Raw genomic sequence first — 20,060 nt, 5'->3', positions numbered from 1 at the left:
CGAATCAGCAGCATCACTTGGCCATATGCTGTAACGATAGAGTATTACATTAGCGATTTTAGCTGATAAATCCATTCTAGCGCTTGACGAGGCGTTAGAAGATTGGGATCCAACATACTCAGTACTTCTGTGACAGACAAGTTTTTTTCTGTCAGAATCGGCAACTGTAAATGATCAAGGGTTGGAAAAGTGGTAGAACGATTTGACATTATCTCTAATTCTTTTAGTTTATTGTGTGCTCGTTTGAGCACATCTTTTGGGACTCCTGCCAGCGAAGCAACCGCTAGGCCGTAGCTTTTACTGGCAGCGCCTTCCTGAGCTCTGTACATAAAGGTGATGGTATTATCATGTTCTACTGCATCTAGATGCATGTTGTACGCTCCTTCCATTTTTTCTGGTAGAATCGTCAGTTCAAAATAGTGGGTAGCAAATAGCGTCATAGATTTAATACAGCTTGCTAAGTTCTCCGCACAGGCCCATGCGAGCGACAGACCGTCATAAGTTGAAGTTCCACGACCAATCTCATCCATCAGTACCAAACTCTGGTCTGTGGAGTTATGTAGGATGTTAGCAGTCTCTATCATTTCTACCATAAAGGTGGATCGTCCTGAAGCTAGATCGTCCGCTGCGCCAATACGAGTAAAAATACGATCTAACGGACCGATCTCTGCTTCTTCCGCAGGTACGAAGCTGCCTATCCAGGCCATTAGTGTGATCAGAGCAGCCTGGCGCATATAGGTGCTTTTGCCTCCCATGTTAGGACCAGTAATAATTAGCATACGACGTTGGGGCGTAAGCATAAGTGAATTAGCTATAAAAGGAGTTTTGAACACTTGTTCAACCACAGGATGCCGTCCGTTGGTAATCTTAATTCCTGGTTTTTTTTGTAACTTAGGGCGACAGTAACCTAGCGACCAAGCACGTTCTGCTAGATTGCTAAGAACATCCAACTCGGAGAGAGCTGAGGCGCTAAGCTGTAGTGCCTCTAGATATGGTAATAACTGATCGAACAGCGCATTATAAAGACTTTTTTCTAGCTCAAGTGCATTACTTTTAGAGTTTATAACTTTATCTTCATACTCTTTGAGTTCTGGAATGATATAGCGCTCCACATTTTTTAGAGTCTGGCGGCGCAAATAATTAATAGGCACATGATTGCTCTGGTTACGACTGACCTGAATGTAGTAACCGTGAACGGCGTTAAAGCCGACTTTTAATGTATCGAGGCCTAATCTTTTGCGCTCGCGGATCTCCAGGTTGTCTAGATAAACACTAGCGCCGTCTGCCAGAGTGCGCCATTCATCTAACTCAGCATTATAACCCGGTGCAATTACGCCGCCATCACGTATTAGTACTGGCGGAGTTTCAATAATTGCGGTTTCAAGTAACTTACGTAGCTCACCAAATTCACCTATTTGCTGGCGTAATGTAATTAGTCGGATAGACCGAACGTTTTCTAGTAGGACGTTCAATTGCGGCAATTGCTGAAAAGCTCGGCGCATTCGCACTAAATCGCATGGACGCGCTGTACGTAGCGCGAGACGTGCCAGAATACGCTCCAAGTCACCGACTTTACGTAGTACAGGCTGTATGTTATCTCTTAACATTTGTAGTTCAGCGATTGCATCCTGTCGCTGAGTAATAACGCAAATATCACGTAATGGCATATGTAGCCAGCGTTTAAGCATACGGCTTCCCATCGGGGTAAAGGTTCGGTCTAGCACTGTGGCCAACGTGTGTTCTGTGCTACCTGCCAAATTCTGGGTAATCTCTAAATTACGACGTGTAGCAGCATCCATAATGATGCTATCCTGCTGATGTTCCATACAGAGAGTACGGATATGCGGTAGGCGTGTACGTTGCGTATCTTTAACGTACTGTATCAGGCACCCCGCTGCGCGCAGCGCTTGATGCGCTTTCTCTACGCCAAAGCAATTCAGATCTTGGGTGCCAAACTGTAGATTGAGCTGGTGGAGTGCAGTACTAAGATCAAACTCCCATAGTGGACGACGACGCAGACCATGTCGCTGTTTAATTAATGAAATTGCTTGTAGATCTTCTGAATAAAGTAGTTCAACAGGATTAGTACGCTGAAGTTCAGCCTCCATAGTTTCTATATTTACTGGTTGACTTAAGCAAAAACGGCCAGAGCTAATGTCTAGAGTGGCATAACCAAACCCCACAGGAGTTTGCACCATCGCAGCCAACAAATTGTCTTGATATGATTTCAACAGTGCTTCATCGCTGATAGTACCTGGTGTAATAATGCGTACTACTTTCCGCTCGACCGGCCCCTTAGATAGTGTTGAATTACCGATTTGTTCGCAGATCGCTGCAGACTCACCGAGCTGTATTAATTTAGTTAGATAATTCTCCACTGCATGATAGGGTACACCAGCCATCGGAATAGGTTTTCCAGCCGATGTACCGCGTTTGGTAAGTGAAATCTCTAGAAGCTGAGATGCGCGTCTGGCGTCATCATAAAAAAGCTCATAAAAATCGCCCATACGGTAAAATAGCAGAATATCAGGGTGTTCTTTCTTCAAACTTAGATATTGTTGTATCATGGGTGTATGGTTAGAAAAATCCTTGTCTATAGACACATTCATATTTATTTTCCCATTAAAATAATTCAAGAGATGCCCGAATATCTCCAGTGAAACTTCGGTGAGACTATTAAATCAAAAAAATTGCATGTTCAATACATTTTAGATATTATCTATAATAAGACATAGAACCGTTAGAATATATAAGAAAATAATTATGAAAATTACTCTAAGCAATCGCTAATAAGCAAATAATTACTAATAAATAGACATATAAATGAAAATAGTAGATGGCACATATATAGAATATTTCGATAAGCCAAGTTACGTTATTAGCAACTATCCGTAATTTATCTTGTAGATAAGGATAATTGATGTGATTTAAGAAAATTAAATTATAAAAAAATTTTTAGTGAAAAAATATTTTCAGTATAAAATCATATCATAAAAACTTTACATTGGTAGAGTACTAATTTTTGCTCTGTCGCTTAAAGTCGTGCATTTTGTCCATTAATAAAAGAATGGAATCGGGTAACCCTCACGCAATTTTAGTGATCATTGATAGGATATATAAGAAGATAACAGAAGAGGTAAAGTCTTTTGTTTAGAACGTGGTAGAAACAATTTTCAAATAGTAAAACATCCAGATCAATAATCTTTCAGATGGATGCTAAAAGCATTTATATAGACATTTTACTATACTTAAAGTCACAAAAGTTATGAAATTTTTAACAAATTAAAGAAACCTATCGGCTAGGAGTCTTTTAAAAGATACGTTTGGCTAACGACATTTTAGGATACGTTCTTCACCAGTGACACACCAAGAAGTTTTAATAAACTTAGCTGTAAATACTTTTTAGCAATTATTTTGAAAAAGATAAAAAAAAGAGAAGAAACCGTTTTGAATCTTTCCTAAAGAAACTACTTTCAGATGAAGTAGTAAAAGTACCATGTTAGATCAGTTTAACAAATAAAAAAATTCTTATCTTTGATAAAGAAAGAACCAAATTAACTATAAGAATCTTATTCTGTAGTATCGTGAGATTTTTTATGTTAAGAGTGCAGATAGGTGATATTTTTAATGAAAATAATGTCAATGTAATAAAGTAGTGTACTGTTATCACCATACCTATGAAAATAAAGAGGTTATTACAGTGATGATAAAATGTTAGAGCTTTATTTCTATGGAAGAAATAAAGCTATTCATATTGGGAATTACATCACCTGAGAAGAGAGAGTTAAGTGAAGCTCTCATAAATTTTATTTGTATGCTGTTGTAGAACAGTCTTTGTACAATAGTAATTCCATTACTTTAACTAAAATATATTTAGATAGAATAGAATTATATCTATTAAAAAATATCCCTAATATTTAGGATTATTCGATTATGTTGAACAAGCATCATTGTATGAAAAAATAAATTTGTGAATTAGTATAATTGTTTTGTGTGATTCAACATAGGATATATACTTGACTTTTTTTAAAAGTGACGTGCTGTTTTTAATTTTTTAATTTATTATTTAAGGGAAAGAAAATTCATAAAGAATAGTTTAAGTGATCAAGACCGTCGGTGATGTAGGGTGTGTGTTATTATCCTATACCATAATGAATGTAATCCCATAGGATACTAGAATTTATGTAAACTTTTTATTTATTTTAGGTGAAATATTGATGTTTATTTGTGTATTTAATATGAATACACAATAAGTAAAGTGTGCGATCAAAATTTTAATTATTTCCTAGAAACTTGCGTATCTGGAAAAATGACTATAGAGTAAACAGTATAGAACAGTATTGTTCTGTATTGTATAAACAGCTCGATTAAGGGTGGTATAAATCTTCCTACTCTTTTTAACTTAGCTGTTCTATATTTCATGCTGAATTCTTAATACCCTAAAATTCATTGGATATTTTTTTGTATTACAGGTACAAAATTTCAACATTTACTAGAAAATTTTTCTGAATTAATCTAGATAATTATTAATTAACATCTATTTAGAAAAGTGTAATATGTTAATGAAACAAAAGAAAATTATGATATATTACTCTTACTAAGATCATCATTAACATGATGTACAATACATTTCTTTTACAAGAAATATATATTTATTCTAAACCTTTTTATATATGATATATTAGTAATTTAATTTATTGTAAATCTGTAGATTATAATTCCTTTAATTGAGGATATTATCGTGATAAGAAGGATAAAATTTACTCAAAGACAATCTTTATTTTTTAGAAAAAATTTTCTTACATAAAAAATATTCTACAATAGAAAATAAAGTGTAATATCACAAAATTAAAGGATATAATCATAAGCATTTTTTTTAAAAAAATCGTATTTTACTAGAGGAATAAATTACAATGAGCGAATCTCTTAAGGTATTAAATAATATTCGCACTTTACGAGCACAAGCTCGTGAGATCCCTTTAGATACTTTAGAAGAACTTCTTGCAAAGTTAACAACTATTGTCGAAGAACGTCGTGAAAAAGAAGTGTCATATCTAACACAACAAGAGGAAAGGAGTTCTAAATTAGAAGCAGTACGTCCTCATCTTCTAGAAGATGGTTATTAACCATAACCAACTAGTTTTTAATTTTTAAAAAAATTACAAAAAAACAGCGATTATTCTTACTATATTTAAATATCAAGATGAAGACTATCATGATAGAATATATGATATTTAGAATTGCACTCCAATAATGATTAATATCACATATAGAAAATAGAGTAGAGCTATAATAATCTATTATTTACTGTATTTATAATAAGTCCTTCTATAAGGAAGGACTGATGGGTTCTTCTATCTAGTCATTAATGGAATACACTTCACTAAAGTTTACCATATAAATTAATACTTTAAAATTAAAAAATAAAATTATTTAATATGGTAACTGAATATAAGGGAAAGTAATCTTTTACTAAAGATTTTAGTAAATTTTAATGTTTGATATACCCCTTATTTTTCAATTTTTAAAAATTAAAAATTGAAAAATAGTTGCAGAAAAGTATGTATTGTAAGTGTTAGTAAAGTTTCCTAACCGTTAAATATTATTTAAATATTCATAATTCTATTGAACATAGAAGGTATGCTATGACTTTAAATTTATTGAGGTTGTAATTTATTATTGATAATAAATAAATATTTTTTATATGTTAAATAAATAAGAAAATATGGTAACTGATTTACACACTAAAATATACCTTTAATTACATATATTTTAATAAATAAAATTAGTGTATTAATGTAATAAACGAGTACTCTCCTAATTCAAAATAAAAGTTTATTTGCTATTAGCTAGCAAAATCTTAAGTTTGTCTTAATTAAAATTAATTAATTTCATTATTATCAATATATGTTTAATTTAAGAATATATTTTAAATTAATAAAAATTATTTTATAGATAAAATTATTTCCAATGTTAGATATAAAGTTATTATACGTGTTACTTAAAGAATATTAATTTCAAATTATTAATGATATTTTTTTAAAAATTTTAGCTTGAATAGATAATTATATTAAGGCAAGTTCATTAAGATCTATTTATAGTTCATGGTAAATTTTAAATAACATTAAAATCTATGACTGTGTATCTACACACGATAAATTAATATTTAAGATTAGTGAGAAATTTATCAAAATGATAATTATAAGATTAACTTTTTTAAAGGTGTTAAAAATCATACAAATATAAAAACCCGTAGAGGAAAAAGTACATAAAAGTTATAAGCATCATGAATAAAAAAAGAATAAATACTACACATAGATTTAATTATCTATACATCAAAACTGTAAATGTTATTTACTATAAATATTTTATTACATCTTATTAAAATAAGAACTATACTAAATTAGTAGTGGTTTTATCAAACAGCATGTCGAACAAGAATTTAATATTATTAACCTATATACAAAAAGAAGCTATATTTTTATTTTAAGCAAAATATGTCAAATTAATGTAGATTCTTAATCTGTAATTTTAATATTAAAGCAATATTTCTTATAAAGAAATTATTAAAATAATCAGTAAGTTATTAGGAGATAATATCATATTGGATGTATTACATTTAAATATTAATAAATTATAAATATATTTAACTAAATAATTTGTTTATGATTTTTATATGTAAATATTAACCATAATTTTATTAATTTGATAATATCAGACTTATCAAACATAGTATATTAATTATTTTCCTTTCTTCTAAAGAAGAATATTTTATTCTCAAATTTTTACAAAAACGATTTATAATCAACAGCTATGTATGTTTCATGTTCTTACTTAAATACCGTAAGCATGCGTTCTTAACAATACTTTTTATATTGCATTTTAATGAAAACAATCTTTTTCTTTCCAGAACAAAAAATGAAATAAAATGCACATATTTTATTTATTTAACTAATAGCTTAAATAAAGATTTAATTTAAAATCTTAAATAATGGCAATAGACAGCTAAAAAGAAAAATAAGTTTGCTATATTAAAACAGGACTGCTTTACTAATAAAAATTCGAATTTGGATCGTCTAAGCTATCAGCCATAGTAAAAGCACAGGCATCCGCAGCAATAGATAAAAAATATTTTTTACAATATTTTCTTATTGCACTTGTACTAGCTATTTAAGCTTTTTTTTAAAAAAAAGCTTAGTGCTATCTATACTAACCAGTGCTGAGTATGGAATAGATAACGTTAAGAAAAAATATCCTTTTTAGATTTTAGCAGGGAAGTATTGTGATTTTTATCACAATATAATTGTACTATTTTAAGTTTTATCCTATTTATCTTATAACTAAATATTAAGCATAATTTATTATATTCTCCGCATATTATTTATGGATGTCGAATGCATCTTTTCAAGATTATATTATTCCCATTTATTATCATACTTGCTGCTTGCACTAATAAACATGCATCTACATCTGAGACTACTATGTTGATGGAACCAAGAGAGAGTTTGTTACTTAAGTCTTCTTATGCTATGCAGACTATGCTTGGTGATTTTGCTGAAAACCCTATTGCTAAGCAATTTGTCGATAGTATGGTGAAGAAACATGGGTTTAATCGTCAACAGCTGCATGCAGTTATCAGCCAAGCTAAAAGGTTAAATTATGTATTGCGCCTGATGGATCGTCAGGCACTTACCTATAAGTCGCCAGCACGTCCCAACGGTGCCTGGCTTCGTTATTGTAGGCAGTTTATAACCCCGAGAAACGTGAAAAGTGGCGTTGTCTTTTGGGACCAGAATCAAGATTACTTAATGCGTGCACAGCATATTTATGGCGTACCACCAGGGATCATCGTCGGCATTATTGGGGTAGAGACGGGGTGGGGCCGCATAATGGGGCAAACACCTGTTCTGGATGCACTTACTACGCTTGCCTTCAACTACCCGCGTCGTGCCAGCTATTTTAGTAACGAGCTCGAGAATTTTCTTTTGATGGCGCGCAATGAAAAAAACAATTTACTAGATATGAGAGGTTCTTTTGCTGGTGCGATGGGGTACGGTCAGTTTATGCCTTCTTCTTATCAACAATACGCGATAGATTTCAATGGTGATGGACATATTAATTTATGGGATCCTGTAGACACCATTGGTAGCATTGCGCACTTTTTTAAAGAACACGGCTGGCGTCGTGGAGAAGGGGTAGCTATTCCAGCTAGTAGTGGTCAGATCCCATTTTTACAAAATGGTTGTAAAACTGGTTATAAGATGCAAATTTTAGCAGCGACCACCTCCTCACTAAAAGGTTCGCTGCTGGATGGAAGTCCGAAGGTTAGTTTGTTAAGTTTAAATACAGGCACTAGCTATGAGTACTGGTACGGGTTGCACAATTTCTACGTTATCATGCGCTATAATCACAGTATCTACTATGCGATAGCAGTATGGCAACTAGGAGAAGCAATTAGCAAGGCGCGAATGGGATTTATATTTTAATTATTGTATTTATAACAACTATAAGGTTTTTATAATGCCGTTCCTTGAGGGGAAGTATGCGTTTTATGTCTATTGTTTTAGTAAATATTAAACGTATACTTACACACTATTTTTCCATATATCCCATTCTGTTATAGATAATCGTAATTGGCAATAATGTTAACTATATTAATAGTACGATCTGCATTGATATCTAATTTCTGCAGTAAAAGAGAAATGGTAATTTTGTGGAGGCTCTCAAGATAAAGGTATCTTTTACATACTGACAATTAGCACGTGTGTTAAGAACATTTATTTGGGCAGTGATAATTGACTAGTAACTAATGTATGAATTCTAGACCAACAACTTTGGTTTTTATGAATTTGCCTGGAATTTAGACGTGGGTCAGGGGAATAGACGCCTATGTTATAGATAACACACCGCTACAATAATTATGCAATTATAGAGGCGAAAAACCACGATAACATATATACTCTTTTGATACTCTTTCTATCAAAGAAAGACCGTATGTCTACTAATATTGCAGAACATCACAAACATTAGCAGGTTTCCTAAAACGTTAATAACTATTAACCATAACTTAGCTTAATTCTATTCGCAACCTGCATGTATTTTTTCGAAAAGTTCTAGATACCCCGTTAAGCTACTAGTTGTGATAGCAGATATTAGTCACACTTGGGAAGCACAAAGGAACAGTTAAAAACCTTTCTGCGTCTATTCAATAAGTGCATAATTATGCAACAGGACTGTGACGATTACCTTTAATACCTATAAAAGTAAGTCAGTTATAAGCTACTAGTTGTCTGATAGGTATCCGCGATAAATAAATTGTGCCCGATGCGGTGAGTGATAATGCGTCCTAGGAAATTAAATTATAAGTATACTATCGACTGCTGGTCTATTTATCAAATTTATAAAAATTACTGAGCAACTGGAGTAGTATATGGACTTAGTAATAAGGGCGGAAGGCCAGACCCTCTATAAAGCCACTTTTCTACGCCAATTTTATGAAAATTACAATATGAACCGGGACCGGTACAGGTGCTAGAAGTAATTATAATTATATAAGTGATTAAAGTTGCATTACTTCATTTCTATATGCGATCTCAGGTTGTAAAGTGGAGTAGCCTTATGTAGGTCAGAAGTTCTCCCCATCAAGTGATATTATAATTTTTTGTCTAGGTTTCTAGTGTATTACACCTGATGAATATACCTGAAGCACTAGATTCATTAGACGCCGTATATCTTTCTTAATATCCTTTATCTAGTGAAAAAATCTCTCTTCTGTGAGATAATGACAAAAGATTTAAAAGCAAAAGAAAAGGTTTTTGTTTGCCCGTTTGAATAAAATTGTTTTTTTAAAAAAATTAACGTTCAATTTTAAACCAATACTACTTGAAACGAGAAAATGACCTAACTTATACTTCATTCTGTATTAAAAGATTAATTTTCAAGAAGATTACTGATAGCAAAGAAATAAGCAAAAAACTTTCTGCATATTCATATTAGATATGCAGCTGGTTTTGCAGTGTGCTACAAGTGCTGACTTATTTAGCGATTCAGCAGTGTTTTAAAATTAACGGTAATAAATCAAAAAAATCGTCTGTGCCATATGATATAGCTCCATCTGTTTCCCAATGAGGGGGGTGTTGTTTTTGTAAAAATATAAATTTCGGTTTACCATAGAAAAAAGTACAACTTCAAGAATAAATTCTTAGCTGCGGAACTAATAGTTTTTTAGAAAAAATTAAGCCCCATGTTATGTTAATATGCATTAATGTTGGCAACAACAGTAATGCGAGAATACATCCTGTAAAGTCCTTACCCTCGTATAATACATCAGGAGTACAAATGTCAATTGATGACAACAAACAAAAAGCCTTAGCAGCCGCGCTGAGTCAGATTGAAAAACAGTTCGGTAAAGGCTCCATTATGCGTTTGGGTGAAGATCGGTCAATGGACGTAGAGACCATTTCTACCGGTTCACTTTCACTGGATATTGCTTTGGGAGCTGGTGGATTACCAATGGGCCGTATTGTAGAAATATACGGTCCGGAATCTTCCGGTAAAACTACTCTCACGTTGCAGGTTATTGCTGCGGCGCAGCGTAAGGGAAAAACCTGCGCCTTCATTGATGCCGAGCACGCATTAGATCCGGTTTACGCCAAAAAGCTCGGTGTTGACATTGATAATCTGCTCTGTTCTCAACCAGACACCGGTGAGCAAGCACTGGAGATCTGTGATGCACTGGCTCGTTCCGGCGCCGTTGACGTTATTATAGTCGATTCCGTAGCAGCACTGGCGCCTAAGGCAGAGATCGAAGGTGAGATTGGTGACTCTCATATGGGCCTTGCAGCACGTATGATGAGTCAAGCTATGCGCAAATTAGCGGGTAATCTTAAACAATCTAACACACTACTAATCTTTATTAATCAGATACGTATGAAAATTGGAGTGATGTTTGGCAACCCTGAAACTACTACTGGTGGTAACGCGCTGAAATTCTATGCTTCTGTGCGTCTTGATATCCGTCGTATCGGTGCAATTAAAGGGGGAGACGAAGTGATAGGTAGTGAAACTAGAGTTAAAGTAGTGAAAAATAAAGTTGCTGTACCGTTTAAACAAGCTGACTTTCAAATCATGTATGGTGAAGGTATTAATATCTTTGGTGAGTTAGTTGATTTAGGTGTGAAGTATAAGCTAGTGGAAAAATCTGGAGCTTGGTATAGTTACAAGGGTAATAAAATTGGTCAGGGTAAAGCGAATACCTCTAATTTCCTTAAGGAAAATCCGGAAATTGCTAACGAGATCGATCAAAAGCTACGTAATATGCTGTTGAATGGCCCCACTGTTGTTGCAGTGAGTAGTGTTGAGTCCTCTGCTGAGGATTTTGAAAACACTGCTAGTGAGACTAATGAAGACTGATAACTGTAAGAGTGGTGTGTAACTACCCCCGTCTTCGTTTTCAACGTTCTCTTTTTTTATTATTTCATCATAATAATCCTCATGTGAGCAAGTTGAATAGATAGCTGAATTGAACAACGATCAGCAAAGGACAATTTTTTTCAAGTTTACTGAATTGTACTATGCGTGCTCTCTGTAGCTACAGTAAAACTAATCTAAAATCATTACCTAGCACGTAGCTGGATAAAATAATCAGTTAGTGTAAAGAAACTGCTAGCTGAAGGAGTCATCTTGCGTTTTACCAATTGCTCGATCCAAAGTGGCAATTACAAAGGGATATTCAATAGTGTTGTATCCGGCCACAACTACGGTAAGAAATTAGGTTCCCTGTCGATATTGCGATAGGGACCTATGAAATTAACCAAGAAAGTGAACGACTCTTCTTATAGCTGTTAGAGCACAAATGTGGTTATCCTTTACTAATATATATGAAAGACCAAAGCCAAAGTTTAATGTTATTGGCATTTATAAGATTTTTCTTAAAAAACAGGTGGGATTTGTAGTAACTAATATCTTAATAGGATTAAGACTGCCCAATAAAAAAATTATATTATTTCTATTTTTTATTCCGCCGAACAACAGCCGAATGTGTAGAGACGGCTTATCTGGCAGGACGAAACATTTGTTAGAATGATTCTAGGACATATATGAACAAAAGCACAGCTGAGATACGTCAAACGTTTCTCGGTTTCTTCCAGAACAAGGGACACCAGCTTGTAGCTAGCAGCTCCCTTATACCGAATAACGACTCAACATTGCTGTTTACCAACGCCGGAATGGTCCAGTTCAAAGACGTTTTCCTGGGCCAAAGTCAAATAGATAATTTGCGCACTACTACGGTACAACGTTGTGTACGTGCCGGAGGTAAACACAATGATCTAGAAAATGTCGGCTATACTACACGTCATCATACCTTCTTTGAAATGCTAGGCAATTTCAGTTTTGGCGACTATTTTAAAAAAGAAGCAATTGCTTATGCTTGGGAATTACTAACGGGGAAAAATTGGTTTTCTCTTCCGGCAGAGCGCCTATGGATTACAGTATACGAAACCGACGATGAAGCCTATGCTATCTGGGCTAATGACATCGGAGTACCGCGTGAACAAATTATCCGTATTGGTGATAACAAAGGGAGTGCTTACGCGTCAGATAATTTCTGGCAAATGGGAGATACAGGCCCTTGCGGGCCTTGTAGTGAGATTTTCTACGATCATGGTGATCATATTTGGGGTGGGCCACCAGGAAGCCAAGAAGAGGATGGCGATCGTTATATAGAAATATGGAATATAGTCTTTATGCAATTTAACCGCCAGCCGGATGGCACACTGTTACCCCTACTGAAGCCGTCTGTTGATACCGGCATGGGCCTTGAGCGTATTGCTGCTGTACTGCAACATGTTCACTCTAACTACGAAATCGATTTGTTTAAAAACTTGATCAAGGCGACATCTGAGATCACCCACACAACTGATCTCAGTAATAAATCGCTGTATGTGATTGCAGACCATATCCGTGCGTGCGCTTTCCTAATTGCAGATGGTGTAATGCCGTCGCATGAAAACCGCGGATATGTACTTCGCCGTATTATTCGTCGCGCGGTGCGTCACGGAAATATGCTGGGTATGAAAGAAATTTTTTTCTTTAAGTTAGTCCAGCCTTTAGTGGAAGTTATGGGCGAAGCAGCAGAAGAGCTGAAACTTCAAAAGAGTCGAGTAGAAACAGTACTGAAGGCCGAAGAAGAGCAGTTTACCAAAACCTTAGAGCGCGGATTAGCATTGTTAAACGGCGAGTTGGCAAAACTACAAGGAGATATGCTGGATGGAGAAACTGTATTTCGGCTCTACGATACCTTTGGCTTTCCAGTTGATTTAACTGCGGAAGTTTGCCGAGAACGCCACCTAAAAATCGATGAAGCTGGCTTTGAAAAAGCAATGGAGAAGCAGCGTAAGCGCGCACGTGAGGCAAGTGACTTTGGCGATGACTACGGTAACAATGTTATCCCTCTTAACTCTACTTCTGTATTTAAGGGGTATAATCAGCTTCTTCTGCCGGCTGTAGTGCAATCAATCTATATAGATGGTGTTGCGGTAGAGGAAATTAAGGCAGGTCAGAAAGCGGTTGTAGTATTAAATGAAACACCATTCTATGGTGAATCCGGAGGCCAGGTCGGCGATATTGGCTTATTAAAAGGAAAGAATACAGAATTTAAAGTTCATGATACAAAAAAATATGGTCAAGCTATATTTCATATCGGTAATCTGATGGACGGTCATTTGCGGGTTAACGACAGCATTGAGGCGCAGGTCGATGAACTACGTCGCACGCGTATTCGTTTGAATCACTCTGCAACGCATCTGCTGCATGCCGCGTTACGTCATATTTTAGGGAAGCATGTGGCACAGAGAGGATCTTTAGTTGATGACAAACATTTGCGTTTCGACTTCTCGCATTTTCAGGCTATGACACATCAGGAAATTCGTCAGATCGAAGAGAGTGTTAATGCACAAATTCGTCGTAACCTTGACATTAAAACAGAAGTAATGGATATCAACGCTGCTACAAGCAAGGGAGCTATGGCACTATTTGGAGAAAAATATAGTCAGCACGTGCGCGTGCTGACTATAGGTGATTTCTCTATTGAGTTATGTGGTGGCACGCATGCAGTTCGCACAGGCGATATCGGCTTATTTCACATTTTGGCAGAATTCGGCACGGCGGCAGGTGTGCGCCGGATCGAAGCTGTGACTGGTGAGTGCGCATTGGCACAAGTTTATACGCAGAGCAATCAGCTACGGGATATTGAAAAATTGCTGCAAGCCAATAGCATTAACCTAAATAATAAAGTCCGCTGGCTTGTTGATCACATTCGTGTATTGGAAAAAGAACTACAGCAGCGGCGTGATCAGCAGGCCATACAGGAAAGCACTTCACTAAGCAGTAAAGCAATTAATATCAAAGGTGCTAAGCTTCTGGTGAACGATCTCATCAATGTTGAATCGAAAATGTTGCGTATTATGGTTGAAAATTTAAAGAATCAGCTAGGTTCGGCAGTGATTGTGCTAGCGACTGTGACGGAAGATAAAGTATCTGTGATCGTGGGTGTAACCAAGGATCTCACTGACCGAATTAAGGCGTGCGATTTGATTGCAGAGCTGGTACGGAGGGCGGGTGGTAAAGGTGGCGGACGCCCTGATATAGCTCAAGCCGGCGGTATCAATGCACAAGCATTAAAAGAAGCGTTGGCAAGCGTGGAAAATTGGGTTAATAGTCGCCTTTCATGAAATCAAAAATGTATTTTACAAGTACCATAGACTACAGTTTTGGCGCATTTAAAAACTTATGTAAATTAGTAATGACAACGTTAGGTCTATATGGTGGTATTTTAACTAAACTAAATGTCGGCAGAACGTAGTACTTAGCTACGTTACATTAATGTAACTGTTATAGTCAATATTCAGCGTTAAATGATGGATAATGCCGGAAGCCTACACAGAGAGCCCGGCTCTTTTAATTTTTCAAGGAGCAAAGAATGCTTATTTTAACTCGTCGAGTTGGTGAAACTCTCATGATTGGCGATGAGGTGACTGTTACAGTACTGGGAGTAAAAGGTAACCAGGTTCGTATTGGTGTGAATGCACCGAAAGAAGTCTCAGTACATCGCGAAGAGATTTACCAGCGCATTCAGGCCGAAAAAACTCAGCAAACGAGTTACTAAAGGATTTAGCGCTTTGCAAAATACTGCAAGGCGCAACCTCTTTTTTTTTGTATTTTTTACTTACTTTGTGATTTTCTTCTCTCATATTATTTTGTGTCTCTTGTTTTTCACTTTTAATAAATTATTTTTTTGCCAGTGAATTTTTCTAATTAAGTGTCATTTGTGAAAATGATGAAGCAATAGGAAAAATTATTTGACTTATCAGTTGAGAAAAGTAACATGTGTGCCAAGCAGTTTCTGATAATTTAAAACAAAGTTTGTAAGAGCGCGTAAGGTGAGGTGGCCGAGAGGCTGAAGGCGCTCCCCTGCTAAGGGAGTATGCAGTTAAAAGCTGCATCCGGGGTTCGAATCCCCGCCTCGCCGCCGTTTTACAACGCATCCGTAGCTCAGCTGGATAGAGTACTCGGCTACGAACCGAGCGGTCGGAGGTTCGAATCCTCCCGGATGCGCCATATTTGTAATGCAGATGAGCTTCCGCCATACCCACTGAGAAGACATGGGTGTACCACCACAAGTAGTACGGGGGAGCAGTTCATTGTTCCAGGAGCAGTTTCGTAGTACAGAATAAGACACATTAAACTAATCCCTCTTGCTTATACATTACATACACATCCTTTTCCTCCTACTACTGCACTTTGACAGCATACTCCTCACCCCAGATAGAATTTAAAAACCTCTTAATTTTTCTCTATTTCACACGACACCGTACGACCATTTTTTTAATGAAAAAATATTCATTTTTTTCAAATGGTTTTTTGTTATATCATTTGGGATAGCATGTGGCCTTACACTAAAGGAATAGGGTGTTTATCCGATATCCAAAGTATCAATGTACCATTAATACAATCCTTTAATTTACTATATGGACAGAATAATTCTTGATATCAAGAGCAGATACATTAAAATGTTCTCATACAGTAATGTCTGAATACAGACTGACGCTGAATAAATCACAAATATAAATTTTAATGATCTACCGCCCTGGTGTCTTATATAGTTTGTTATCAAACAACTACTCCTCTCACGATCTTTATTTTCTTACCATAAAAACCGGTGGTAGTCAAAACCGTGTTTCTGGGAAGCGTTAGACAGTTATCACTAAAGAAAATAGTCAAGACCTATTACAAAACGGAACCATACAATTAAGGTTGGTGATGAAAAAATATAGCATGATAGACATGCTGTTTAGCCAGTTAAGATTATGAAAATTTTCATTGAAGTAGTAAGCGCAAATAACACTGAGCGTTATACAACCCTTAACTCTATTAATTTTATTTAATAGGTGTTGTCCGAGTGCTATATGGTATTTGAATACGCCGATTTTGACGTGAGGTTTTAAAGTAGCAAGTATGGATGTGAGTAGTGTACGATTATGGGAATAAGGAACTGAGATTTGTATTCTGTTCAACAGCAGCTTTCAAGGCTTCGTAAATTGATTATGTAGGCATTAATAGGCTACTAAATTAGGTAGAGTAAATAATATTTTTTTGACTATTAATTTCCATTGAAATTTTAGGAATTATGGCTCACACAGCAATAACGTAATTATAGCTTCACCAGCCTTTGTTGACTTCACTAGCCGTCCATTCTATACGACCTGTGCCTAACATTTCCAGGCAGTATGCCGTTTACAAACCTTTGTCCTATCTGTTGTTGTCTCTCCGTCGAAAAACAGTGCAATTATATCATTATCGCGACTTCTACTTTACAAAGGGTACAATAGCGGCATTAATTCGCACAGATTCAAAGCTAAGGCTAACATTATGCTGAACAAAAATAAATTACTGTCCCAATGGGGGGTTAATTTGATCCCAGACGTATCTAGAGCTCTTTCTTGGCTGGAGGCGCATCCCAATGTCTTGAAAGGTATTTGTCGGGGTATTGAGCGTGAAACGCTACGCGTAAAACCTAATGGTCATTTAACTGAGAGTAACCATCCTAAACCGCTGGGGTCAGCTCTTAAGCATAAATGGATCACTACGGATTTTGCAGAGACACTACTTGAATTTATTACACCAGTAGATGAAAATATCGAGCATATGTTAGCGTTCCTGCGCGATATACATCGCTATGTAGCACGTAAGCTGGATGAAGAGCGGATGTGGCCCTTTAGTATGCCATGTTTGATTGAGGACGCTGAACGTATTGTGCTAGCGCAGTACGGCAGCTCTAATATCGGCCGTATGAAGACACTTTACCGCCGGGGCCTTAAAAATCGCTACGGGGCACTTATGCAAACAATTGCAGGTATCCATTATAATTTCTCACTACCGATGACTTTCTGGCAAGAATGGGATGAAGTAAAAGATACTGCTAGTAGAAAAGAAAAAATTTCAATAGGATACCTACGCTTAATTCGTAATTATTACCGATTTGGCTGGGTGATCCCCTATTTATTTGGAGCGTCACCGGCTATCAGTTCTAGCTTTTTACAAGGAAAAAAAATCGAGCTACCATTTAAAACAGATGGAAATGGTACACTGTGGATGCCATATGCAACTTCACTGCGTCTTAGCAACCTCGGTCATACCAATAAATTACAAAATGGCATCGGCATTACTTTTAATTCTTTAGAGGGATACGTAGAAACGTTAAAAACTGCCATTAAAACGCCTTCTAAAGAGTATGCGGCGATAGGCACTAAAAATGCAGCTGGTAATTGGATACAGCTTAATACTAATGTCCTACAAATTGAAAATGAGCTTTACATGCCGATTCGTCCAAAGCGCATAACCCTTGCAGGCGAAGGGTTATCGGATGCGCTATTGCGAGGTGGTATCGAATATATTGAAATACGTTCTCTGGACATTAACCCTTTCTCTGCCATTGGTGTGGACGCGCAACAATTACGTTTCCTCGATTTGTTTCTGATCTGGTGTATCTTGGCTGATGCGCCAGAAATGTGTGCTAACGAACTACTGTGTAACCGCAAGAATTGGAACCGCGTCGTTCTGGAAGGACGTAAACCAAATCAAATGATCTTAAGCGGCTGTAGCGATACCGAATATTCACTAGTTGAAGTTGGTAAAGCTCTGTTTGCGGATCTGTATCGCGTTGCAGAAGTATTTGACAATACTCAGTACAGTACACACTATCAACAGGTTTGCGATCAATTAGTAGGATTTTTTGACAATCCTGAGCTAACCTACTCAGCACGTATTCTCCACCTTATAAAAGAAAATGGCATTACTAGCACAGGTGTTGCCTTAGCAGAACAGTATCGTCAGGTATTATGCACAGAACTATTGGAAGTAGTGAGTGAAGAAGATTTCTTTCGTCAGGCAAGAGAATCGGTTCTTGCTCAGAAACAGCTAGAGGAGGGTGAAACTGTTGATTTTGAGACTTTCCTAGCCAGCTATCCTAGCTAAGAAAGAAAGGGACTACATCAATGTAGCCAAACAACATCCCCCATTGTCAGAGATGATAACAAAAGCGCTTCTTTTACGTATTCTTAAAGTTAGGCGGATAGAAAAGTTTCACTTTTTATAAAGAAAGCTTCACATAAGAGAAGGATGATGTATGCCACTAGACAGTTTTTGTGTTGATCATACAGTCATGATCGCACCTGCGGTGCGTAGCGTGAAAATTATACAAGCTCCACATGGTGATATTATCCATGTTTTTGACTTGCGTTTCTGTCGTCCCAATAAAGAGATCTTATCCGAGCGTGGCATCCACACACTAGAGCATCTTTTTGCAGGTTTTATGCGCAACTATCTCAATGGCAAAAGCGTTGAGATAATTGATATCTCGCCAATGGGCTGTCGTACTGGCTTCTATATGAGCATAATTGGTATGCTGGATGAACAGCGCGTCTCCCAGGCATGGAAAGGATCAATGGAAGATGTCTTAAAAGTAAAGGATCAAAATCAAATCCCAGGACTAAATAAATACCAGTGTGGCAGCTACAAACTACATTCGCTGGATGAAGCAAAGCAAATTGCACGCAACGTACTAGCGCATGATATTGGAGTAAATCGTAACGAAGATCTAAAATTACCTCAAGAAACGCTACAGAAACCCCCTATTTAATTGTTAAGGATAGTAAAATGCCGTATTACCCACGTGTTGTTTATGAATTAATTTTAGGAGAAGATGGATGTTTTTAGTTATGCTATTATTATGGTGTGTGCTTACACATATATTATTACTAATAATGAATATCAATTACTTAGTTTTAACCCTGCCCCTCACATATTAATTTTTAATTTCTTCTGCATGTCTTATCTTAAAAGTAGGCTATTAATGGTAGGTTTGCCTGTATTTGGCAAAATCTAACACAGACTTTAATACTTTGTTGCCACTTCCCAGTAATACTTATAACATAGTCATTTGATTAAATCATTGTTCCTCTAGTAAAAAGAGATACAAATCCGGTAGGAAAGATATATATTTACTTGAAAATATTCACTTTTCTTTTTATATCGCTGCAATTTTACGATCTAGATATTGAATTAAAAAGTATGTTTTCTACTGCGTATTAATTTCATCCGCTGTACGCAACATCGCTTTTATTTATTCCAATTTACTTGTGGTTCTTGGAACTTGTGTCAAGACTATCTCTCTATTACCACTATTTTAGTCCAGAGTATTTCAGCGCTAAACTATAAACAGTAATTACATCTTGCAGAAGCAAAGGCAGAAAAGGCTATGCGGATAAGAAAATTTTTTCTTCAAATGAAGGGTAGTCCGTCGTTTGTCGGGGAACAGTAACATAAAAATTAAATTTCAAATGATTAGGATTTTTGTTCCGAGGTTCATTCTTGATGAAATAATTTTAAGAAGAAATATTATCTATCCTTGCTAATTTAGAAGGCGAAGCACTGAACTGAAACTTTTCATCTACTTTTAATCAATCTACGTGCCTATTCTTAGTTAATCGTCTCAGCTTTTT

Annotated in this window: 7 protein-coding genes, 2 tRNA genes and 1 pseudogene; 9 read left to right on the top strand and 1 reads right to left on the bottom strand. The window is 36.1% G+C overall.

The window, feature by feature from the left end:
* Positions 1 to 44: 44 nt before the first annotated feature.
* On the bottom strand, positions 45 to 2,609 hold the full coding sequence (gene mutS, locus FD729_RS03020) for a DNA mismatch repair protein MutS (protein WP_159931810.1): 2,565 nt from the start codon (positions 2,607 to 2,609) through the stop codon (positions 45 to 47).
* Positions 2,610 to 4,913: 2,304 nt separating this feature from the next.
* On the opposite strand from mutS, the pseudogene FD729_RS05365 reads away from it, so the two are divergent.
* The 9 genes and pseudogenes from FD729_RS05365 to luxS all read left to right on the top strand — a co-directional run.
* A pseudogene (locus FD729_RS05365) lies at positions 4,914 to 5,120 on the top strand (DNA-binding protein); the annotation flags it as partial.
* Positions 5,121 to 7,394: 2,274 nt separating this feature from the next.
* On the top strand, positions 7,395 to 8,486 hold the full coding sequence (mltB, locus tag FD729_RS03010; RefSeq protein WP_159931808.1) for a lytic murein transglycosylase B: 1,092 nt from the start codon (positions 7,395 to 7,397) through the stop codon (positions 8,484 to 8,486).
* 1,852 nt (positions 8,487 to 10,338) lie between these two features.
* Positions 10,339 to 11,412, top strand: a complete 1,074-nt coding sequence (gene recA, locus FD729_RS03005; protein WP_159931807.1) for a recombinase RecA — start codon at positions 10,339 to 10,341, stop codon at positions 11,410 to 11,412.
* A gap of 686 nt (positions 11,413 to 12,098) precedes the next feature.
* Entirely contained in the window at positions 12,099 to 14,732 is a 2,634-nt protein-coding gene (alaS, locus tag FD729_RS03000; protein ID WP_159931806.1) for an alanine--tRNA ligase, read from the top strand.
* Between the two features lie 248 nt (positions 14,733 to 14,980).
* The gene (csrA, locus tag FD729_RS02995; protein WP_004155916.1) at positions 14,981 to 15,166 is read left to right on the top strand and encodes a carbon storage regulator CsrA; all 186 of its coding nucleotides are present in this window, start codon (positions 14,981 to 14,983) and stop codon (positions 15,164 to 15,166) included.
* A 273-nt stretch (positions 15,167 to 15,439) separates the two neighbouring features.
* Positions 15,440 to 15,529 (top strand) — tRNA-Ser (locus FD729_RS02990).
* A gap of 12 nt (positions 15,530 to 15,541) precedes the next feature.
* Positions 15,542 to 15,618: transfer RNA gene (locus FD729_RS02985), tRNA-Arg, on the top strand.
* Between the two features lie 1,311 nt (positions 15,619 to 16,929).
* On the top strand, positions 16,930 to 18,534 hold the full coding sequence (gene gshA, locus FD729_RS02980) for a glutamate--cysteine ligase (protein WP_159931805.1): 1,605 nt from the start codon (positions 16,930 to 16,932) through the stop codon (positions 18,532 to 18,534).
* Positions 18,535 to 18,685: 151 nt separating this feature from the next.
* Positions 18,686 to 19,198 (top strand): S-ribosylhomocysteine lyase, encoded by a 513-nt coding sequence (luxS, locus tag FD729_RS02975; protein WP_159931804.1) that lies wholly within the window; start codon positions 18,686 to 18,688, stop codon positions 19,196 to 19,198.
* Positions 19,199 to 20,060 lie beyond the last annotated feature (862 nt).

The sequence above is a fragment of the Pantoea sp. Nvir genome (assembly GCF_009829915.1).
Taxonomy (GTDB): Bacteria; Pseudomonadota; Gammaproteobacteria; order Enterobacterales; family Enterobacteriaceae; genus Pantoea.
This window is presented reverse-complemented; position numbering and strand designations above follow the sequence as displayed.